Origin of the sequence: Pseudarthrobacter defluvii, assembly GCF_030816725.1 — a bacterium.
In the GTDB taxonomy this organism is placed as follows: domain Bacteria; phylum Actinomycetota; class Actinomycetes; order Actinomycetales; family Micrococcaceae; genus Arthrobacter; species Arthrobacter defluvii_A.
This window is the reverse complement of the sequence record NZ_JAUSYG010000001.1, coordinates 2,476,964-2,497,393: the sequence shown is the minus strand read 5'-3', so window position 1 is coordinate 2,497,393 and position 20,430 is coordinate 2,476,964. Positions and strand designations below refer to the sequence as shown.

Here is a 20,430-nt window from a genome sequence, read left to right as displayed (position 1 = left end):
CAGCGGCCTGACGTGGGTCACCTCGATGTTACTCGTGAGTAACTTAGCAAGCAAGGGCTGGAATCGGCGGAGTTACTGGCCGCTGGCTGCGGTGGCTGCCTTCGACTCCTTGGGCGGCAGCGGCTGCGGGTCCAGGAAGGCACCCGCGATCAGGGGAGCAGAGAGTTCCACCTGCCACTTCCGGGCACCGAGCGTGAGCAGCTCGGCCGAAATCGACTCTTCCGTGACCTCCGCCGGGGGCCGCCAGGCCACCCGCCGCAGGTAGTCGGGCGTCAGGAGGTTTTCCAGCGGCAGGTCCAGTTCCTCAGCCTTGGCCTGGAGCAAGGGCCGGGCCGTGGCCAGGCGGGCGGCGGCTTCCGGATCACGGTCCGCCCAGACCCGCGGAGGGGGCGGTGCGTTGGTGGCCAGGTGCAGCGGCGGCAGTTCCTCGAGCGTGCGGGCTGTGGAGATGCAGCGCAGCCAGCGGGGAGCTTCACGCTGGGCGGCGCGCCCATGGAAACCCTTGGTGGTGAGCAGCTGCGGAACCGTGGCGGGCATGGCCTTTGCCGCCGCAACGAGGGCGGAATCGGGAAGCAGCCTGCCGGGGGCCACGTCACGCTTTTGCGCCAGTGCATCGCGTTCCAGCCAGAGCTCGCGGACGGCGGCCAGCTGGCGACGGTCCCGGATCTGGTGCAGGCCGGACGTCTTGCGCCACGGGTCCACCCGCGGGGGAGCGATGCCCGCGGCCAGGATGGCTGCGAATTCCTGCTCGGCGTACTCCAGTTTCCCGTTGGCCTGCAGCAGCTCGATGAGTTCCTCGCGCAGTTCGGCCAGGACTTCGACGTCCAGTGCGGCATAGCGCAGCCACGGCTCCGGGAGGGGCCGGGTGGACCAGTCCGCGGCGGAGTGTTCCTTGGCCAGCCCGAACCCCAGCAGCTGCTCGATGACTGCGGCCAGGCCCACGCGGGGCAGTCCGGCCAGCCGCGCGGCGAGTTCGGTGTCGAAGAGTTTGTCCGGCCACATGCCCAGCTCGGAAAGGCAGGGCAGGTCCTGGCTGGCGGCGTGCAGGATCCATTCGACGCCGCGCAGGGCGTCGTTGATGATGTCCAGGTTCCCGAACGGCTCGGGGTCGATCAGCCAGGTGCCGGCCCCCTCACGCCGTATCTGCACCAGGAAGGCGCGCTGGCCGTAGCGGAAACCGGAAGCACGCTCGGCGTCCACGCCGGCGGGTCCGGTCCCGGCGGCGATGGCGGCAGCGCACCGCTCCAGGCCGGACTGGGTTTCGATGACCAGCGGGACGCCCTCCCGGGGAGCGTCAAGGTCGATGATTTCGGGGATGGGGCTGTCGAAGCCCTCCACCGTGATGTGGGGTGCGGCAGCAGCAGCCGGGACGCCGGCTGTGGTGTTTTCCGGAGTGTTTAGGGTCATGATGCCCCCAGTTTACCGGCCGGTACCGTAACCGTTCGGCTGGCTTCGGCGCCGGGGCGGGAGCGCAGTGACCCCGTCGGGCAGCGGCGGGAGCCCGGCGAAGGTACACACCATGTCGGACCACGCCTCAAGGTGGGCCTGGACGTCGGAAGAATCCGGGGTCCAGGAGGCACGGAGTTCGATGTCGATCGATCCCGGGCGTTCCGCAAGGGTGCCGAAGCTTTCGGAGAGGACCCGGGTGGCGGTCCCGCCCGCCGCCCGGTAGCCGGCATTGTGGTTCTCCAGCGCCTCCACCAGCCAGGTCCACGCCACTGTCCCCAGCATCTGGTCGTTGCCCATCTCCGGTTCCAGCTCGGCCCGGATGTAGGTGACGATGCGGAACTCCCCGTCCCACACGGCCGAGCCCTCCGGATCGTGAAGGAGGATGAAGCGCCCCGTGGCAAGTTCCGTTTCGTCCTCATCGGACGCTGGGGTGGCTGTTCCGGAGGCAGCAGCGAAGGCCAGCGCCGCCGGCCCGTGCATGGGGGTGGCAGGGGTACCGGCGCTGGGCGCCATCACTTCGGCGCCCAGCGCGACGGCGAAAGGAGCCAGGCGGGCAGGGGCAGGAATCTCCGCGAGGCGCAGTTCCTTGCGGCACCGGGCTTTCCTGAGGGTTCCCAGGGCATGGAGAAAATCCGGGGGAACCTGGTCAAGTGCGTTCACCTTGGCAGATTACGGTGCGGGGCGGGGCGGGACAGGAAGGCTCGCCGTCGGCGGACGGTCAGCCGGCCTGCCCGTCCCGGTAATCCCGAAGTTCGTGGCGGATCGCGGCGGCAAAGGCATCAACATCCTCCTCCGTGGTGTCAAAGGAACACATCCACCGGACTTCCCCTGTGGCTTCGTCCCAGTCGTAGAAGCGGAAGGAACTGCGCAGCCTGTCCGCGATGCCGGGCGGCAGGATGGCGAAGACGCCGTTCGATTCGGTCTTCTGGGTGGGCCGGACGCCGTCGATGCTGTCCACGGCGGCACGCAGCCGGGCGGCCATGGCATTGGCGTGCGAGGCCGACCGCAGCCACAGGTCGCCTTCCAGCAGGGCGATGAACTGGGCCGACATGAACCGCATCTTGGAGGCAAGCTGCATGTCCATCTTGCGCAGGTAGACCAGGCCGTGCGCCGCCTCGGGGTTCAGCGCCACCACCACCTCGCCGAAGAGCAGGCCGTTCTTGGTGCCGCCGAAGGACAGGATGTCCACCCCGGCGTCCCTGGTGAAGGCGCGCAGGGGCACACCGAGGTGGGCAGCCGCGTTGGCCAGCCGGGCGCCGTCCATGTGCAGCTTCATGCCTTTGGCGTGCCCGTGGTCGGCAATGGCGCGAACCTCTTCGGGCGTGTAGCAGGTGCCCAGCTCGGTGGTCTGGGTGATGGAGACGGCCAGCGGCTGGGCGCGGTGTTCGTCGCCCCAGCCCCAGGCCTCCCGGTCGATCAGTTCGGGGGTGAGCTTTCCATCCGGCGTGGGAACGTGCAGGAGCTTGAGGCCGCCGATGCGTTCGGGGGCCCCGTTCTCATCCATGTTGATGTGGGCGGTAGAGGCGCACACCACGGCACCCCAGCGGGGGAGCAGGGACTGCAGTGACAGGACGTTCGCGCCGGTGCCGTTGAAGACCGGGAAGCATTCGATGCCAGGGCCGAAGTGCTCAACCATCAGTTCCTGCAGCCGGGCGGTGTAGTCGTCTTCGCCATAGGAGACCTGGTGCCCTTCATTGGCCGCGGCAAGGGCGGCCAGGACTTCGGGGTGCACGCCGGAATAGTTGTCCGAGGCAAAGCCGCGCACGCTGGGATCGTGCAGCCGCAACGCCGCGCCGGTTTCTACTGTTGTCGTCATAGGGTTGCTCACGCTTTCAGTCTAGGTACAGTCACGGCGGTCAGTCCGCCAGCCGCAGGCGTGCACCGTTGAGCTCGGTGGACGGAGCGCCGAAAAGCCGGACGACGGCGGCAGCCAGGTCAGCGACGTCCGTCGCCCCCGGGAACTTCCGCTCGGGGTGGGCGCGGCGGAGTTCGTCGTCCACCAGGGCTTTGACCACCAGCACGGTGGCGGCCGCGTTGCCGCCGCCGGCTTCGGAGATTCGGCGGAAGCCGTCCGCCATGGCCATGGTCCAGGCTTCCGCCGCAGCTTTCGCCGCCACGTAGCTGGCCACCGCTGCGGCGGGCTTGTCCACTGCTGTGGAGGACACCATCGCGAACCGTCCGGCGGTGGAGGCGGCAATATCGTCGAAGAAGACGCGCGATACGTTCCGCAGCGTGGTGACGGCGCCGCGTTCCAGGAAGTCCCAGTCGTCATCGGACTGGTCAGAAATTCCCTTGGCCCCGCGCCAGCCGCCCACCAGATGGATGACGGCATCCACCGACCCGAAGGTCACGCTGAGCTGCTCCCGGAGCTGCCGCACGCCGTCGAAATCCGCGAGGTCGCACGTGAAGGGGGTGACGCCGTCGCCCGCCTCCTTCGCCGCGGCCCTGATCCTGGCCTGGTCGGAGCCCACTGTGGCCACTCGATGCCCTGCGGAGGCGAGGGCGCGGGCCACGGCGATTCCGGACGCGCCGCTGCCGCCGGTCACCAGGACACGGGCCGGCTTGGACCCGGTCACCGTGCCTGTCACAGTGCGGAGCGGCCGGTAATGCCGGCGGTGGACTCAATGACCGGGCGCATTTTCTTCTCCAATGCCTCGTAGAACATGGACAGCGGGAATTCGTCATCCAGGACCTGGTCCGTGAGGCCGCGGGGTGTTCCCGCCAGCGGCAGCGCGTCGGGGCCCTTGGCCCACACGGAGGCCGGGTTGGGTGTGACGGTAGCCGACACCAGCTGGTAGGCCGCCAGCCAATGGGCGGTCTTGGGCCGGTCGATGGAACGCCAGTACAGTTCATCGATGCCGGCTCCCAAAGCGATGACGGCGTCCGCCACCTCATCCCAGTCGATGGTAAGCCGCGTGTCCGTCCAATGCAGCACGTGCTGCTGGTGCAGCCAGGCGAAGAGGAGCTGACCGCCCAGGCCGTCATAGTTGCGGACCCGGCTGCCGGTAATGGCGAAGCGGAAGATGCGGTCGAAGATGATGGCGTACTGCACCAGCTTCGCGTGCCGCCGGGTTTCGGGGTCGGCGTCGTCGTCCTTTTCGATCCGGACCGACTCGCGGAAAGCGGTGAGGTCGCAGCGCAGTTCCTCCAGCGAGTACAGGAAGTAGGGCATCCGCTGCTTGATCATGAAGGGGTCGAACGGCAGGTCTCCGCGCATGTGCGTCCGGTCGTGGATCAGGTCCCACATCACGAACGTTGCCTCGGTGAGGTCCTGGTCCGCGAGCAGTTCCGCGGCTCCCTCCGGCAGCTCCAGCGAGGTGATCTCCGCGGCGGCTTTAAGGACACGGCGGAACCTTGCGGCTTCGCGGTCGGCGAAGATGGCGCCCCAGGTGAAGGTGGGGGTCTGGCTGACGGCCACCGTCTCGGGAAACAGGACGGCGGAGTTGGTGTCGTAGCCGGGGGTGAAGTCGACGAAGCGGATGGGCACGAACAGCTTGTTCGAGTATTCGCCGGCCTCAAGCCCTGCGATGAACTCCGGCCAGATGACCTCGACCAGCACGGCCTCCACCAGGCGGTTGCTGCTGCCGTTTTGGGTGTACATGGGGAAGACCACCAGGTGCTGCAGGCCGTCGTGGCGCTGCTCCTGGGGCTGGAACGCCAGCAGGGAAGACAGGAAGTCCGGCACGGCGAAGCCGCCGGCTGCCCAGGCTTCGAAGTCTGCGCAGGCGGCTTGGAGGTAGGCGGCGTCATGCGGGAAGGCGGGGGACAATGCCCTGATTGCGGTGACGATGGTGTCCACATGCCCGGCTGCTGCCGCGTGGTGGGCGCGCTCGGGAACGGATCCGTCCTGGACCTGGAGGGCCTGCAGTGCCGTGGCGGCGGCCTTGAGCCGGAGCCAGTCGAGGTTCTGTGCGGAAATCCCGGTGACCGCGGTGGTCAGCATCTCTGTCATCGTCGGCTGCCTTTCTGGTTGCTTGCGTCTCTTTGGCGAGCGTAACAAGCAACCAGAACGACTTATGCCCACAGGGCGCATGAGTAAGAAAGACTTAGTCTCGGTGTGAGCCCGGATGGAATGAGACCAGCCCCCGGCTGTGGGAACAACGCACGGGGGCTGGCTTGCGGTACTGCGCTCAGTTGTGTCGGCGGGCTAGCTCTGGGACCCGCTTCCGGCGTCATCCGTGCTGTCATCCTTGCTGACCAGCCGGAGGGAAACGGAGTTGATGCAGTAGCGCTGGTCGGTGGGCGTGCCATAGCCCTCGCCCTCAAAGACGTGGCCCAGGTGGGAGTCGCAGGACCCGCACCGCACTTCGATCCGCTCCATGCCCAGGGTCCGGTCGTGGATGTAGCGGACGTTCCCCTCGGCCAAGGGAGCCCAGAAGGAGGGCCAGCCGCAGTGGGAGTCGAACTTCTCATTGCTGGTGAACAGTTCGGCGCCGCAGGCCCGGCACTGGTAGACGCCCTCGGTGTGGGTATCCCAGTACTCGCCGGTGTAAGGCCGTTCGGTGCCGGCCTGCCGGAGGACGTGGTATTCCTCCGGGGTCAGTTCCTCCCGCCACTGGGCATCGGTTTTCTCGACGGCGCGCCCAGGGGTGGTGCTTTCCTGGCCGCCGCCAACCGTGTCCGTTGCCTTGTTACCGAAGATGCTGTTTCCAAAGATGCTCATAGCATTCCCAACGCTCAGGAGTCGCCGATAAATCCCGAGCCGGCGTACAGATGCAGCACAGGGACGCCGAGCTGGTCCTGGGCCTTGTTGGCCCAGTCCGTGTGGAAGGTATCGGCCACGGCGTGCGGCCTGGTGATCACCACGGCCTGGGACGCCCCGGTCTCCCGGACCTTCGCCACCAGGCTGTCCACGGCCCTGCCGTCCACCACCTGGCCGGTTACGCCGGAACCCAGTCCCGCCAGCGCCGCGAGTGAGGCCGTAAGGGTTTCGTCCGCCTGTGCGCCTTCGACGACGGCGTCCGGGTTGCGTGCCGCGAGGTCCCGGAATGCCTTGGCAACGTCCAGCAGGGACAGGTTTTCAAGGAAGTCCACCAGCAGGTGCCGCTCCGTGTTGGCCGGCACCAGGACCAGCAGGGGGCTGTCCCCGCCATCCACCAGCCGTTCAATATTAAGGCGGTCTTCCGCGCCCAGTGGTTCTTCGGTCAGGATGACGATGGGATCACTCATGGCCTTAGCCTAGCGCCGGTGGGGGACGCCCGCACCGCGCTCCCGGTGCACACCCGCAAGCCGTGCGGCGACGTGCCGGTCCCGCCCTGGAATGCGGGTATCGGCCGCAGGGCCGGTAAGAATAGTCCCATGGCACCTTTCCGGCGAGCGAGCCCTGCAATGACTGCACCCACCCGGGACTCCGGCGGAATGTCGCCGGGGGCAAAATGGGCTATCGGCGGGGCCATCGCCGGCGGCTCGGTGGCAGGCCTGCTGGGGGCAGGGTCCTCCGCGCTCGCCGTCTACTTTGCCCGCCGCGTGATCACCCCTGCCCGGCAGCGCGCGGCGGACAAGGAAGTGCTGGCCGTGATCCGGGACGGCCAAAAACAGCAGCTGATCCTGGCTGCGGACGATGACACCACGGTGGATGGGGTCTACGGGTTCTTTTTCGACGGCGGCAAGGGCCACGCCCGGATCGGCCGCATCGTTTCCTACTCGCCTGCCGAGCGGACGGTCCTGCGCGAGGTGGAGGCCGTCTACAGCGGTGACCTCTCCGCCGCCCGCTGGGGGTGGTGGAGCGGCGCTATCCACCCGGACCCGGCCGCCGTCGGAATTCCTGCCGAAGATGTGCTGATTCCCGTTGAGCGGGGCGAGGCGCCCGCCTGGCTGGTCCGTGCCAAAGGAATGGCCCGCACGTGGGCCATCATGGTGCACGGGCGCGGTGCCACCCGGCAGGAGGTCCTCCGGGCAGTGGGCCCGGCCCTGGAGCTGGGACTGACCAGCCTGCTGGTGTCCTACCGGAACGACGGACTTGCGCCGTCGGCCGACGACGGACGGTACGGGCTGGGCTCCACGGAATGGCAGGACATTGAGGCTGCCATCGAATACGCACTGGCCCAGGGCGCCGAAGAAGTGGTGCTGTTCGGCTGGTCCATGGGAGGAGCCATCTGCCTGCAGACAGCAGACCTCTCCCGGTACCGGCACCTGATCCGGGCCATGGTGCTCGACGCGCCGGTCATCGACTGGGTTACGGTCCTGGCGCACCACGCGCAGCTGAACCGGATCCCGTCGCTGGTGGGCAGGTACGGGCAGCTAATGCTTGGCCATCCGCTGGGGCGCAGGCTCACCGGGCTGTCCGCGCCGGTGGACCTGAAGGTCATGGACTGGGTGTCCCGGGCCGTGGAGCTGCGCACGCCCACCCTCATCATCCACAGCGTTGATGATGAGTACGTACCGTATGGACCCTCCGCGCTGCTGGCCGAGCGGAACCCGGAGATGGTGACGTTCGAAACGTTCAACCATGCCCGCCACACCAAGGAATGGAACGTGGATCCCGAACGCTGGGAACGGCTGGTGAAGGCCTGGCTGCGTCAACAACTGGCGCCACGGCTCGACCCGGGTTCGAGGCCCCTTCCGGAAGCACCGGCCCACCGCACTGCAGCGGGGGCGTGACGTGGCGAAACCGCGTGGAACCGGCGCAGTCATTGACCGGGGACGGCTCCTGGCGGCGGAGCTCCCGCAACTAGTAGCGGCCGCAGCAGGCAGGCCAACGCAGGCGTCCCATGCCCCCTTTGACGGCACGCTGGTAGGCGAAGTACCGGTATGCACCACGGCCGACGTCGGCGCCGCCGTAGACCGCGCCCGGAAGGCACAGCACCAATGGGCGGGCCTCCCGGCTGGTGAACGCCGGGCGGTAGTCCGGCGTTTCCGGGAGCTGCTGCTGGTCCGGGAGCAGGACATCCTGGACATGGTGCAGGCTGAGAGCGGCAAGTCCCGGCTGAGCGCCTTCGAGGAGTTGGCGGACGTTGTCCTGACGGCAAACTATTACGAGCGCAGCGCCGAAAAGCACCTGAAGCCGCGCCCCCGGAAGGGCGCCGCCCCCGTCCTGACCCGCACCACCGAATACCGCGTGCCCAAGGGCGTGGTAGGTGTCATCAGCCCGTGGAACTATCCGTTGACCCTTGCGGTCTCCGACGCCCTACCAGCCCTCCTGGCCGGAAACGGCATCGTCCTGAAGCCGGATTCGCAAACGCCCTTTACGGCCCTGCTGATGCTCAAACTGCTCCGCCAGGCCGGCCTGCCCGCGGATCTCTTCCAGATCGTCACCGGCCCCGGCACCGCAATCGGCCCTGCCTTGATTGAGCGCGTCGACTTCCTGATGTTCACCGGCTCCTCCCAGACCGGCAAGACGGTGGCCAGGCAGTGCGGTGAGCGGCTGATCGGCTACTCGGCCGAACTCGGCGGCAAGAACCCCATGCTGGTGCTAGCCGACGCGGATGTGGCCAAAGCCGCCAGCGGCGCAGTGCACGCCTGTTTTTTCAATTCCGGGCAGCTGTGCGTCAGCATCGAACGGATCTACGTCCACGCCGATGTGTACGACAGCTTCCTGGCGGCATTCACAGCCGACGTGAAGGCAATCCGGATGGGTGCGGGACCGGACTGGGACATCGGCATGGGGTCCCTCATCAGCGCCGCGCAGGTGGAACGGGTGGACCGCCACGTCCAGGACGCAGTGGCCAGAGAGAGGTCACAACTGCTCGCCGGCGGACGGCGGAGGCCGGACCTCGGGCCGTTGTTTTACGAACCTACTGTCCTGGCCGGGGTCACTCCGGACATGCTCCTCGCCCGGGAGGAGACGTTCGGACCTGTTGTTGCGGTCTACCGGGCAGCGGACGACGACCAGGCCGTGGCACTTGCCAACGATTCCGACTTCGGGCTGAACGGCAGCGTATGGTCCGCCCGCCGCGGGGAAGAGGTGGCCCGCCGGCTCCTGACCGGCACCGTCAACGTCAATGAAGGCTACGCCGCCACGTGGGCCTCCCACGATGCGCCCATTGGCGGGATGAAGGACTCCGGCGCCGGCCGCCGCCACGGCCGGGAGGGGATCCTGAAATATACCGAGCCGCAAACCATTGCCGTGCAGCGGCTGCTCCGGGTGGCGCCCCCTCCCGGCATGTCCAACAGGACTTATGCACGGATCATGAAAGCTGCAATCACGCTGATGGGCCGCTTTCCCCGAAACCGGTAATCCGCAGACAGGCACGGGTAAACCCGGCCGCCGGATGGCGGTGCGGCGGTAGCGCGTGGTGCCGCATAAGCAGGGCCAGGACCAGGACAAACCAAACCAGAGCACGTACCGCCAAACACCAGGAGAACTGACATGGCCAGAGGGACCCGGCTTTCCGGCGCAACACTGTTGATTACGGGCGGGGGAAGCGGACTGGGCCGCCGCATGGCGCTTGGAGCGGCCCGGCGTGGAAGCCGGGTGGTCATCTGGGACGTGGATGCTGAAGCGGGAGCGGCCGTGCGCGACGAGATCCGGGCCGCTGGCGGGTCCGCCGAGGCCCAGGCCGTGGACGTTACCGACCGTGCGGCGGTTAGCGCCGCCGCCGCTGCCGCAGGCCCGGTGGACGTGGTGGTCAACAACGCCGGAGTGGTCAGCGGGCAGCAGTTCCTCGACGCAACCGATGAAGCCATCGAACGGACCATGAAGGTCAACGTCATGGCCCTTTACTGGGTGACCCGCGCATTCCTCGGCGGGATGGCAGACCGGCGCCGGGGGACGGTGGTGACCGTTGCCAGTGCTGCCGGACTGGTGGGCGTCGCCCGACAAACCGACTATTCTGCCAGCAAGTTCGCGGCCTTCGGCTTCAACGAGTCGCTGCGGGCAGAACTCCGCGCCGGAAAGGTGGGCGTCAACACGCTGGTGGTGTGTCCCTACTACATCGACACCGGCATGTTCGACGGTGTGCAGACCCGCTGGCCTCGGCTCCTCCCCATCCTTGAGGAAGAGGATGTGGCAGCCAAAGTCCTGGAGGCCATCGAGGCCGGCCGCCGGAAGCTGGTCCTGCCGCCCCTCGTGAACCTGCTTCCGGTCCTCCGGATCCTGCCGGTCAGCCTCTTTGACCGGCTCATGGACGTGCTGGGAGTCAACCAGACCATGGACCACTTCACCGGCCGAACCAGGTAGTCCCACTTAGCCTGCTACGGCCGGGGGCTGCCAGCCGTGAGCGAGCTGATCGGGGCGGTGACGGCGCCAGTCAGGTGGACCAGGTCCGCCGGGGCGAGCTCAATGTCCAGGCCGCGCCTGCCTCCGGACACCAGCATGCTGTCCAGGCCCAGGGCGCTGGAATCCAGCACTGTGGGAGACGGCTGGCGCTGGCCTAGCGGGGAAATGCCGCCCAGCACGTACCCGGTGCGGCGCTGGGCTGCCGCAGGATCGGCCATGGCAGCCTTCTTGGCTCCCAGCGCGCCGGCCATGGCCTTCAGGTCCAGGCTCCCGCTCACCGGGACGATGCCCACGGCGAGCCTGCCCTCAACCTCTACCATCAAGGTCTTGAAGACGCGGGAGGGATCGATGCCCAGTGCTTCCGCAGCTTCGGCACCGTAACTCGCCGCGGAGGGATGATGGGTGTACGGATGCAGCACAAAGGGAACCCCGGCCGCGGTCAGGGCCGCTGTGGCCGGGGTTCCCTGGGATGTGTTCTTCCGCGCCATCGACGCGCGTCAGGCCTGGGCTTGGGACGCGGCGGCCACCTTGCGCTTGATCCTGCCCAGCATGGCGGTCATGCCCCGCATGCGCAGGGGGGTGATGGCGCGGGTGAGTCCCAGCAGTTCCGGCATGTCGTCCGGCACCGACAGGATCTCGTCCGCTGTCAAACCGTCCAGGCCCTCGTGCAGCACCCCGGCGAAACCGCGCGTGGTGGGCGCCTCAGGCGGTGCCTTGAAGAACAGGCGGACGGCGCCGTCGTCGTTGGTTCCCGTCTCAACGGTGAGGAACAACGGCGACTGGCACTCCACCACCTGCTCAAGGAGCTCAGGGTGGTCCTTGAGCCGGTCGGGGAGTTCCGGCAGTCCTTCCGAGAACTCCAGCAGGAGCTGCAGCCTCTCCGGTTCGGACAGGGCCTGGAAATCGTCCACGATGGCCGCCAGGGCGGAAGGCAAGGCTTGAGTAGTCATCGGTCCAATTCTACGCGGGGGAGGGCTGTCTCAGGCTCCGACGGCGACAGGCACGGAACCGCGCTCGGCGCCCTTGACGATGGGAACGCGTACGGCGTTGCCCCACTCGGTCCAGGATCCGTCGTAGTTGCGGACGGAATCGAAGCCCAGGAGGTACTTCAGGGCGAACCAGGTGTGGCTGGAACGCTCGCCGATGCGGCAGTAGGCCACGACGTCGTCGCCCTCGGTCAGGCCGGCCTCGCCCAGGTAGATGGCCTCCAGCTCTTCCCTGTTGCGGAAGGTGCCGTCGGCGGCAGCGGCACGTGCCCACGGGATGGAGGCGGCGGTGGGGATGTGGCCGCCGCGCAGTGCGCCCTCTTCCGGGTAGGCCGGCATGTGGGTGCGCTGGCCGGTGTATTCCTCGGGGGAGCGGACATCGATCAGGGGACCGGTGCCCAGGTGGGCCAGGACGTCATCCTTGAAGGCGCGGATCGGGGCATCGTCACGCTCAACCACCGGGTAGTTTCCGGAAGCGGGAGCAGGCCGGTCCTTGGTCAGTTCGCGGCCTTCGGCAACCCACTTGTCGCGGCCGCCGTCCAGCAGCCGGACGTCCCGGTGGCCGAAGAGTTCGAAGACCCAGAGGGCGTACGCTGCCCACCAGTTGGATTTGTCGCCGTAGATGACCACGGTGCTGTCACGGGAAATGCCTTTCGACGCGGCGAGTTCGGCGAAAGCTTCACCGTTAACGTAGTCGCGGGAAACTTCGTCGTTCAGGTCCGTGTGCCAATCGATCTTGACGGCGCCCGGGATGTGGCCGGTCTCGTACAGGAGCACGTCCTCGTCGGATTCCACTACGACGAGATCGCCGGCCGCCACTGCGCCGCTTTCGACGGCGGCCGCGAGCCACTCGGTGGAAACGAGCCGCTCGGGGTGGGCGTAGGCTGCGAACTTCTCATTCTGTTCAACCGGGTAGGGCATGACTGGGCCTTTCAGTAAGAGCACGGGAAACCGCGGAACATGCATTGGAATCTGTTCCCACACTAACCAGCGCCCGCAGGCTTGTCCGTATTCCGTTAATAGGGCGAAATGTTGCCTTCGTCACGCCGAGGGGCGGCGGGACGGCGTCCCTCCCGGGTTGGGTGTGCATTGCCGGTATCCTTTCTGGGGACCAACCACCAGCAGAACGGACCACCTTGGTACAGATCGAACAGCTTGCCGCCCGCACTCCGGCAGTTTCGGTGGATGAACTCCTCAAGGGTTTCTACCCATCGCCGCGGTTTGGGGAGGTTTCCTTTTCGAGCTACCGCCCGGACCCCAGGCAGCCCAGCCAGGCCGCGGCGGTGCGTGCGCTGGAGGGATTTGCCGACGGCGTGGGGTCCGGTAACGGGGGCGGGCTCTTCAAGAAGTTGTTCGGCAAGAAGGACGAATCCAGGGCAGGTATCTACCTGGACGGCGGCTTCGGCGTGGGCAAGACCCACCTGCTCGCGTCCCTGTGGCACGCAGCGCCTGGCCCCAAGGCTTTCGGCACCTTCGTGGAGTACACCAACCTGGTGGGTGCCCTGTCCTTCCGCAAGACCGTGGATGCCTTGAGCAGCTACCAACTGGTCTGCATCGACGAATTCGAACTGGACGATCCGGGCGACACCGTCCTGATGTCCCGGCTCATGCGGGAACTGGCCGATGCCGGCGTCAAGCTTGCCGCCACCTCCAACACCCTGCCGGGATCCCTGGGCGACGGCCGTTTCGCCGCCGTGGACTTCCAGCGCGAAATCCAGGTCCTGGCGGACCAGTTCGAGGTTATCCGCATCGATGGCGAGGATTTCCGGCACCGTGGCCTCCCCGCAGCACCGGCCCCGCTGCGGAACAGCGAACTCAACGCCCACATGAAGGCGGAGTTCGACGGCAAGACCGTGGCCCAGGACGAGTTTTCCACCCTCATCCACCACCTGGCCGGCGTGCACCCCAGCCGCTACCGCCAGTTGATCCACGGTATCGACGGCGTCGTGTGGCGCAACGTGGAAACCATCACCGAACAGGCTGTGGCGCTGCGTTTCGTGGTGCTGGCAGACCGGCTCTACGACAAGGACGTTCCCATCCTGGCCAGCGGTGTTCCGTTCGACAAGCTGTTCACCGAGGAAATGATGACCGGCGGGTACATGAAAAAGTACTTCCGCGCCGTCTCCCGCCTCACCGCATTGGCCCGCGAAGGCCAGAACCACGAACCTTCCTAGCGCGTCCCCGGGCCGCCTTGACTGCGGACGGGTTCGGCGGGATTAAACGCCAAAGGCGCGGGCGCCGCCTCACGGCGGGACCCGCGCCCCGTTGACGTGCTAGGGCAAAGCCCTGGCCAAATCCTTTACGGAGCCCTGTCTACCGGTGGAACCGGATTTCCAGGAGCTGCCGGGGGAACGTGCCCGGCGGCAGGTGCCTGGCCCGGGTTTCCGTTCTTGTCAATGAGCTTGGAAGCGCCATCCTGGACCTTATTGACGTGGCCGGAGTACTTGCCTCCGGTTTTCTTGTCAACCAGATCGCCGGCCTTGCTGATGCCGTTCTTGATGGCCTGCTCGTTGCCACGGATGAGACCTTGAGCCTTGCCCTTTAGGTCGCCAATTAAACCCACGAGCACCTCCCTTCAATCGCGGAGCCAGGTCGCTCCTCGCGCATTCGATCTTATCGGGGCGGAGACGGGGTGCCAAGGGAATCGCGTTCGCCTGCAGCGGATGCGCGGAAACGACAAAAGCAGCCCCGGAGAGCTGCTTTTTCTTGGTGGGCGATACTGGGATCGAACCAGTGACCTCTTCCGTGTCAGGGAAGCGCGCTACCGCTGCGCCAATCGCCCGGAACCGGAAGACCGGTAAGTGGGATACAAAGAGAGCGGACGACGAGATTCGAACTCGCGACATCCACCTTGGCAAGGTGGTGCTCTACCAGCTGAGCTACGTCCGCATGTGCAGGATGTCCCGGTAAACCGGTGGTACTGCGGGCAAGTTTCCTTGCCAGTGGGCGATACTGGGATCGAACCAGTGACCTCTTCCGTGTCAGGGAAGCGCGCTACCGCTGCGCCAATCGCCCATTGAACCCGAAAATCGGAATCCAAGGTTTTCACCGAGGTGGGTACGGGATTCGAACCCGTGTATACGGCTTTGCAGGCCGCTGCCTCGCCTCTCGGCCAACCCACCGTGTTAGCGTCAATTCCGAAGAATGTTTGCTGTGACAGTGTCCTGCGAGCGGACGACGAGATTCGAACTCGCGACATCCACCTTGGCAAGGTGGTGCTCTACCAGCTGAGCTACGTCCGCATTTTGGAGGGTTGATTCCCTGCCGTTTCCGGCATTTCCTCGCGTTCCAACGAGTAAAAACAATATAGGAGGTTCCGGGAATCTCCAAATCGCTCCGGCTGCCTGAGGTCGCATGACCCCTACTCCCGCGTGATTCCAGGGATCGGGCTAGTTACAGCCGTGTAATTCACGACGCCGGGACTTGGTTTGCCGGGCAGGGGTGCAATGGTGCGGGGTGGGGAAGTCCCTGGACCAGCGGTGTGGCCGGGTGCGGCATCTTCGATTTTTGAATTGGGGCAGAGGTGGGCTAGCATTCAAATGCATCGGGGCGATTGGCGCAGTGGTAGCGCGCTTCGTTCACACCGAAGAGGTCACTGGTTCGAACCCAGTATCGCCCACCGCAGAGGTCCGTTTCCGCTCATCAGCAGCGGAGACGGACCTTTTTCGTGTGCGGCTCCGGCCCCCGGAGCTTTTGTCTGCCCCCTGTGAAAGAGTCTTTTGTATGACTGATCCGCTTCTCGCCCACGCCACCGAATATGGCCGGATGTACGCACGGTCCACGTCTGAGCAGTTCTCCGTACCTTCAATCACCACCGTGATCAGCCAGCAGCCCCACGGACTCGACGGCTGGTTCGGGTATATGGGTGCCAGCAGCCTGGCCAATGATCCACTGCTGTCGGACTGCCTGGGGAGCCCGGCCAAAATCAAGCAGGCCGTCAACCGGGCGGCCAAGGCTGCCGAAGCCTACCGGGACGATGCCGCCAGGCGCGGAGACCGCGTCCATAATTACTGCGAACAGGTGGCGCTGCGGGCGCTGGGACGCCCCCATGCCATGAAGGAGGCACGTGAAGCCCTGGCCGCCAACGGGGAGGAAGCCTTCGCCGTCCGCTTCGATGAATGGTGGGAGCTCTTCCGGGTGGAGCCCATCGCCCCCGAAATCACGGTGTGGAACAACTCAGTGGGGTACGCCGGAACCCTTGACCTCGTCGCCAGGATCAACGGACGTATCTGCCTGATCGATTACAAGACCAAGGGCACCACCCGGGACGGCCTGGTCAAGCCCCTGGACGACAAAGTGGTCATGCAGTTGGTGGCCGGGATGAAGGCAGAAGAGAGCCTCGTCGATGCTGAGGCCGGAACCTGGGAGCCCTGGAAATTTGGGGAAAACCCGGTCCTGCTGGCCGTCGCCATCGGCGAGACCGAGGTCCGCCCCGTCCGCGCCAACCCTGAAGTCCTCAAGCACCACTGGTGGAAGTTCTGTGCGTTGCGCCGGGTGTGGGAGTTGTCCGCAGACACCATCAGTGCCGGAACGGCGCTGCTGCCCATCGCACCTCCGCCGCTGGCCCACACCCGCAGCGCCTAGCTGCATGCATCGGGCTCAGTGCCGCCACCAGGACTGCACCTAAACTGGATAAGTTCCAATTGCCGCCAACCGTGAGGACAAACAGCGCATGGCTATTCTGAATATCCGCATCATCGGCGATCCTGTGCTGCGCACAGTTGCCGATCCCGTGACGGAATTCGGACCCGAGCTTGCCAAACTGGTCGCCGACATGACCGAGACCATGGAGGACGTGGACGGCGGCCGGCCTTGCCGCGCCCCAGGTCGGCGTCAGCAAGCGCGTCTTCACCTACCGCATCGACGGCGTCGAAGGGCACATCATCAATCCGGTCCTGGAAAACAGCGATGACTACCAGCCGGACCACGTGGAAGGCTGCCTCTCCATCCCGGGTCTTGGCTTCCCGGTCCGCCGCTTCCGTGCCACAAAGGTCACCGGTGTGGACATGCACGGCAACCCTGTCTCCATCGAGGGGGAGGGGATGCTGGCGCGCTGCTTCCAGCATGAGAACGACCACCTGGACGGCATTCTCTACACGGACCGGCTGGAGGGCGAGGACCGGAAGGCGGCATTGCGGTCCATCCGGAACGCCAACTACGACGCCGTCACCGAGCGCACCACTGCCAAGCGGGCCAAGAGCGTGGGGTCGAGCTTCGGCGGAGCAAGCTTCGGTGGCAGCAGCACTTCGGGCTCCAGCTTCGGCGCAGCCGGGTGAGGGTCCTTTTCGCGGGGACGCCCGCCGTCGCAGTCCCATCCCTTGACGCGCTTGTAAAGGCCGGCTTTGACGTCGTTGCGGTCCTGACCCGTCCCGATGCACCGGTGGGACGCAAACGCGTGCTTACGCCGTCACCGGTTGCGCAGCGCGCCGTTGAACTGGGCATCGAAGTCATCTACGCGGCACGCCTGGACGCGGAGGCCATCACCAAAATCTCTGCTGTGCAGCCGGACGTTGCGGCAATCGTCGCCTATGGCGGACTGGTTCCCCCTGCAGCACTGCGCATACCGCGGCACGGCTGGGTCAACCTGCATTTCTCCCTGCTGCCCGCCTGGCGTGGCGCGGCGCCGGTCCAGCGGTCGGTCATGGCAGGCGACGATGTCACCGGTGCCGTTACCTTCCAGCTGGAGGAAGGACTGGACACCGGCCCCGTTTTTGGCACGCTGACCGAGGCCGTCAGGCCGCAGGACACTGCCGGAGACCTGCTGGAGCGGCTGTCCCACAGCGGCGCCGTCCTGCTGGCGCAGACACTGTCCGCTATCGACGCCGGACAAGCATCCGCGCAGCCGCAGGCCGGCGACGTCTCGCTGGCACCCAAACTGACCCTGGAGGACGGACACATCAACTGGTCCCATCCTGCCCTTGCCATCAACCGGCAGGCGCGGGGAGTCACCCCTGAGCCCGGCGCCTGGACCCTGTTGGACGGGCAGCGGGTCAAGCTTGAGCCTGTGCGGCTCCGATCGGATATCGCAGGACTTGCCCCCGGCTCAGTGGCCTTGCAGGGGAAAACCGTGGTGGTGGGAACAGGCTCGCACGCCGTGGAACTTACCCGGGTCCAGCCTGCCGGGAAAAAGATGATGGCCGCGGCCGACTGGGCACGCGGCATGGCTTCTCTGGAAAGCGTGGTGTTCGAATGAGCGGCTCCGGCGGCAACACAGGTGGACGGAATACCGGCCGGCCCAACGCTGACGGAGGGGGAAGCGCCGGAGGATACGGCCGCGGCGGCAAGATCGGACAGGGCGGCAGCGGCGCGCCCGCCGGCAGCGGCCGCGGCAACGGCGGACCCCGGGACGCCAGCAGGAGGGACGCCAAAGGCCGGGAACGCAACCGCGGACCGCAGCGGGGCTATACGGAGCAGGCACCGTCGCAGCGGACCAGGCGCGCCGATCCCGCCCGTCTGGTGGCCTTCGAAGTGCTGCGCGCTGTGGCAGAGGAGGATGCCTACGCCAACCTGGTGCTGCCCGCGCGGATCCGGCATCACCACCTGGACAAACGGGACGCCGGGTTCGCCACGGAACTGAGCTACGGCGCCCTGCGCGGCCAGGGTACCTACGACGCCATCCTGGCACGGTGCGTGGACCGGCCCCTGGCCCAACTGGACCCCGCCGTCCTGGACGCCCTCCGCATCGGCGTGCACCAGCTGCTGGCCATGCGGGTTCCGGCGCACGCGGCGCTGGACCAAACCGTGGGGCTGGCGCGTGCTGTTATTGGGGCCGGCCCCTCCGCTTTGATCAACGCGGTCCTGCGCAAGGTGGCGGCGCACTCCCTCGAAGAGTGGCTGGATCTGCTGGTGGAGGGTGAAACCGACCAGACGAAGATCGCTGCGCTTCGGTTCGCCCACCCGGAATGGATCGTCCGCGCCATGCGCCAGTCACTCGTGGCCCACGGCCGGTCCGCTGCCGAGATCGACGACCTGCTGGAAGCAGACAACGCCGCCCCCGTGGTCAACCTGGTGGCCCTGCCCGGCCTGGGCAGCCTGGATGAGGCGCTCGACACCGGCGCCACTCCGGGCGAGCTGGTGGAAGGCTCGGCTCTTTCCAGCGGCGGCGACCTGGGCCGGCTGGCGTCCGTGCGCGCCGGAACCACGCGCGTCCAGGACGTCGGTTCCCAGCTGGTGGCCAGGGCCCTGGCGGCCGTGGACCTCGGCCCGGCATCGGAGGATGCAGGCGCTGCATCGGCCGCTGCGGACCAGGAAGCGTGGCTCGATCTTTGCGCCGGCCCGGGCGGCAAAGCTGCACTCCTTGGCGCACTGGCACACCAGCGGGGCGCCACGCTCCTGGCGAACGAACCTGCTCCGCACCGGGCTAAGCTCGTCAGCCAGGCGTTGTCGGCCGTGCCGCACGGCAGCTGGCAGGTCCGCACCGGTGACGGCCGGGAGGTGGGGGCAGAACAGCCGGAACGGTACACCCGCGTACTGGTCGACGTTCCCTGCACCGGTCTCGGAGCACTGAGGCGCAGGCCGGAGTCCCGGTGGCGGCGCTCACCCAAAGATATCGCGGACCTTGGCCCGCTGCAGCGCGAACTGCTGTCTTCCGCGCTGGCCGCAGTCCGCCCTGGGGGAGTGGTGGCCTACGTGACCTGTTCACCGCATCCGGCCGAAACCACCGCCGTTGTGGCGGACGTCCTGCGCAAGCGCGACGACCTGGAACTCCTGGACGCCGGGGCCGCCCTTGATGCCGTCAGCCTGACGGGCAAGCTCGACGCCGGCCACGAACTGACGGCCCAGCTGTGGCCCCACCTCCACCACACCGACGCCATGTTCCTGGCCCTGATTAAGAAGAAGGCCTGAAACTTTGCGCCTGCGCGCAACCGGTCCGTCCTGTCCTTCGCGCCGGGACGGGCTTCGCAGGGGCAGCCCATGAGGCCAATACGTTTCCACGAGACCACCGCACCTTCAGCGAAAGGCACACCCTTGACGCAATGCTGCATCCACCCGAGCATCCTCTCCGCCGACTTCGTCAACCTTGAAGCCGAACTCCAGCGGATCAGCAATGCCGACGCCGTGCACGTGGACGTCATGGACAACCACTTCGTCCCCAACCTGACCCTCGGGCTGCCCGTCGTCCAGCGCATCCAGGCCGTCAGCCCGGTTCCACTCGACGCCCACCTCATGATTGCCGATGCAGACCGCTGGGCTCCCGGGTTCGCCGACGCCGGCCTCGCCTCTGTCACGTTCCACGCCGAGGCATCGATTGCACCGATCAAACTGGCAAGGGAACTTCGCAGCAGGGGAGCCAAGGCGGGCATGGCCCTGCGCCCCGCAACCCCCGTGGAGCCCTATCTGGACATGCTGCCGGAGCTGGACATGCTGCTCATCATGACGGTCGAGCCGGGCTTCGGGGGGCAAGCGTTCCTGGACGTCACTCTGCCCAAGATCCGCAGGGCCCGCGCGGCCGTGGACGGCTCGGGGGCGGCCGTCGCCATCCAGGTGGACGGCGGCATCACCGAAGAAACCATCGCCCGCGCCGCCGAAGCCGGCGCCAACGTCTTTGTGGCCGGGTCCGCTGTCTACGGCGCCGACGATCCCGGTGCAGCCATCGACCTCCTGCGCGAGAAGGGCTCGCGCACGTTACGTGCGGCGACGGAATAACCGGAAGCCCCTGCCGGTTGTGGCACAATAACAACACACATACGTGCTCCGGGGTCGGTGTAAGTCCGAACCGGCGGTGACAGTCCGCGACCCGCGAGCCGGTGTCCTCTGCAAGAGGATCCCGGCGGACGGTTGAACCGGTGGAATTCCGGTACCGACAGTTAAAGTCTGGATGAGAGAAGCACGTACAGC

General features: G+C 66.8%; 19 protein-coding genes, 6 tRNA genes, 1 pseudogene and 1 riboswitch. Of the genes and pseudogenes, 10 read left to right on the top strand and 16 right to left on the bottom strand.

Annotation, left to right across the window (positions count from 1 at the left end; translation table 11 throughout):
- Positions 1–72: 72 nt before the first annotated feature.
- The 7 genes from QF031_RS11810 to QF031_RS11780 all read right to left on the bottom strand — a co-directional run bounded on the left by QF031_RS11810 (position 73) and on the right by QF031_RS11780 (position 6,618).
- The gene (locus QF031_RS11810) at positions 73–1,407 is read right to left on the bottom strand and encodes an HRDC domain-containing protein (RefSeq protein WP_307428058.1); all 1,335 of its coding nucleotides are present in this window, start codon (positions 1,405–1,407) and stop codon (positions 73–75) included.
- Between the two features lie 12 nt (positions 1,408–1,419).
- Complete coding sequence (locus QF031_RS11805; protein WP_307428055.1) at positions 1,420–2,109, bottom strand: DUF3000 domain-containing protein; 690 nt, start codon at positions 2,107–2,109, stop codon at positions 1,420–1,422.
- Between the two features lie 58 nt (positions 2,110–2,167).
- A complete protein-coding gene (locus tag QF031_RS11800; RefSeq protein WP_307433318.1) occupies positions 2,168–3,265 on the bottom strand; it encodes a threonine aldolase family protein in 1,098 nt (365 codons plus the stop codon).
- 40 nt (positions 3,266–3,305) lie between these two features.
- Entirely contained in the window at positions 3,306–4,025 is a 720-nt protein-coding gene (locus QF031_RS11795; RefSeq protein WP_307428052.1) for an SDR family oxidoreductase, read from the bottom strand.
- Between the two features lie 8 nt (positions 4,026–4,033).
- Complete coding sequence (locus tag QF031_RS11790; protein WP_307428049.1) at positions 4,034–5,401, bottom strand: DUF6421 family protein; 1,368 nt, start codon at positions 5,399–5,401, stop codon at positions 4,034–4,036.
- Between the two features lie 195 nt (positions 5,402–5,596).
- Complete coding sequence (gene msrB / locus QF031_RS11785; protein WP_307428047.1) at positions 5,597–6,112, bottom strand: peptide-methionine (R)-S-oxide reductase MsrB; 516 nt, start codon at positions 6,110–6,112, stop codon at positions 5,597–5,599.
- 14 nt (positions 6,113–6,126) lie between these two features.
- Complete coding sequence (locus QF031_RS11780) at positions 6,127–6,618, bottom strand: hypothetical protein (protein ID WP_307428044.1); 492 nt, start codon at positions 6,616–6,618, stop codon at positions 6,127–6,129.
- 159 nt (positions 6,619–6,777) lie between these two features.
- On the opposite strand from QF031_RS11780, the gene QF031_RS11775 reads away from it, so the two are divergent.
- The 3 genes from QF031_RS11775 to QF031_RS11765 all read left to right on the top strand — a co-directional run bounded on the left by QF031_RS11775 (position 6,778) and on the right by QF031_RS11765 (position 10,567).
- On the top strand, positions 6,778–8,049 hold the full coding sequence (locus tag QF031_RS11775; protein WP_307428041.1) for an alpha/beta hydrolase family protein: 1,272 nt from the start codon (positions 6,778–6,780) through the stop codon (positions 8,047–8,049).
- Between the two features lies 1 nt (position 8,050).
- Positions 8,051–9,625, top strand: a complete 1,575-nt coding sequence (locus QF031_RS11770; protein ID WP_307428038.1) for a succinic semialdehyde dehydrogenase — start codon at positions 8,051–8,053, stop codon at positions 9,623–9,625.
- Positions 9,626–9,757: 132 nt separating this feature from the next.
- Positions 9,758–10,567: an SDR family oxidoreductase gene (locus QF031_RS11765; protein ID WP_307428034.1), complete on the top strand. Its 810-nt coding sequence runs from the start codon at positions 9,758–9,760 to the stop codon at positions 10,565–10,567.
- 14 nt (positions 10,568–10,581) lie between these two features.
- Here the strand turns inward: QF031_RS11765 and ybaK are convergent, their stop codons facing one another.
- From ybaK to QF031_RS11750, 3 genes are read right to left on the bottom strand one after another with little or no spacing between them, the layout of a single operon-like run.
- Positions 10,582–11,094, bottom strand: a complete 513-nt coding sequence (gene ybaK / locus QF031_RS11760) for a Cys-tRNA(Pro) deacylase (RefSeq protein WP_307428031.1) — start codon at positions 11,092–11,094, stop codon at positions 10,582–10,584.
- 9 nt (positions 11,095–11,103) lie between these two features.
- Entirely contained in the window at positions 11,104–11,556 is a 453-nt protein-coding gene (locus QF031_RS11755; protein WP_307428028.1) for a SufE family protein, read from the bottom strand.
- A gap of 30 nt (positions 11,557–11,586) precedes the next feature.
- The gene (locus QF031_RS11750; protein WP_307428025.1) at positions 11,587–12,513 is read right to left on the bottom strand and encodes a sulfurtransferase; all 927 of its coding nucleotides are present in this window, start codon (positions 12,511–12,513) and stop codon (positions 11,587–11,589) included.
- A 215-nt stretch (positions 12,514–12,728) separates the two neighbouring features.
- Here QF031_RS11750 and zapE point away from each other — a divergent pair, with 215 nt between their 5' ends.
- Entirely contained in the window at positions 12,729–13,766 is a 1,038-nt protein-coding gene (zapE, locus tag QF031_RS11745) for a cell division protein ZapE (protein WP_307428021.1), read from the top strand.
- Positions 13,767–13,891: 125 nt separating this feature from the next.
- On the opposite strand, the gene QF031_RS11740 is transcribed toward zapE, so the two are convergent.
- The 6 genes from QF031_RS11740 to QF031_RS11715 all read right to left on the bottom strand — a co-directional run bounded on the left by QF031_RS11740 (position 13,892) and on the right by QF031_RS11715 (position 14,834).
- A complete protein-coding gene (locus QF031_RS11740; RefSeq protein WP_307428018.1) occupies positions 13,892–14,155 on the bottom strand; it encodes an antitoxin in 264 nt (87 codons plus the stop codon).
- Positions 14,156–14,299: 144 nt separating this feature from the next.
- A tRNA-Val gene (locus tag QF031_RS11735) sits at positions 14,300–14,374 on the bottom strand.
- Between the two features lie 34 nt (positions 14,375–14,408).
- Positions 14,409–14,481: transfer RNA gene (locus tag QF031_RS11730), tRNA-Gly, on the bottom strand.
- A 54-nt stretch (positions 14,482–14,535) separates the two neighbouring features.
- Positions 14,536–14,607, bottom strand: a tRNA-Val gene (locus QF031_RS11725).
- Between the two features lie 36 nt (positions 14,608–14,643).
- Positions 14,644–14,714: transfer RNA gene (locus tag QF031_RS11720), tRNA-Cys, on the bottom strand.
- A gap of 47 nt (positions 14,715–14,761) precedes the next feature.
- Positions 14,762–14,834 (bottom strand) — tRNA-Gly (locus QF031_RS11715).
- 305 nt (positions 14,835–15,139) lie between these two features.
- Between QF031_RS11715 and QF031_RS11710 the strand changes: the two genes are divergently transcribed.
- From QF031_RS11710 to rpe, 6 genes and pseudogenes are all read left to right on the top strand, one after another.
- A tRNA-Val gene (locus tag QF031_RS11710) sits at positions 15,140–15,211 on the top strand.
- Positions 15,212–15,315: 104 nt separating this feature from the next.
- Positions 15,316–16,176 (top strand): cytochrome, encoded by an 861-nt coding sequence (locus tag QF031_RS11705; RefSeq protein ID WP_307428015.1) that lies wholly within the window; start codon positions 15,316–15,318, stop codon positions 16,174–16,176.
- Between the two features lie 88 nt (positions 16,177–16,264).
- A pseudogene (gene def / locus QF031_RS11700) lies at positions 16,265–16,868 on the top strand (peptide deformylase).
- Positions 16,865–17,785, top strand: coding sequence for a methionyl-tRNA formyltransferase (fmt, locus tag QF031_RS11695; protein WP_307428012.1), 921 nt, complete (start codon positions 16,865–16,867; stop codon positions 17,783–17,785). Before def ends, fmt begins: the two are co-directional and overlap by 4 nt.
- Positions 17,782–19,437 carry an RsmB/NOP family class I SAM-dependent RNA methyltransferase gene (locus QF031_RS11690; protein WP_307428008.1) on the top strand — a complete coding sequence of 552 codons (1,656 nt, stop codon included), beginning with the start codon at positions 17,782–17,784 and terminating at the stop codon, positions 19,435–19,437. The genes fmt and QF031_RS11690 overlap by 4 nt, the downstream gene beginning before the upstream one ends.
- 123 nt (positions 19,438–19,560) lie before the next feature.
- Positions 19,561–20,238: a ribulose-phosphate 3-epimerase gene (gene rpe / locus QF031_RS11685; RefSeq protein WP_307433315.1), complete on the top strand. Its 678-nt coding sequence runs from the start codon at positions 19,561–19,563 to the stop codon at positions 20,236–20,238.
- Between the two features lie 39 nt (positions 20,239–20,277).
- Positions 20,278–20,427, top strand: a riboswitch (FMN riboswitch).
- Positions 20,428–20,430 lie beyond the last annotated feature (3 nt).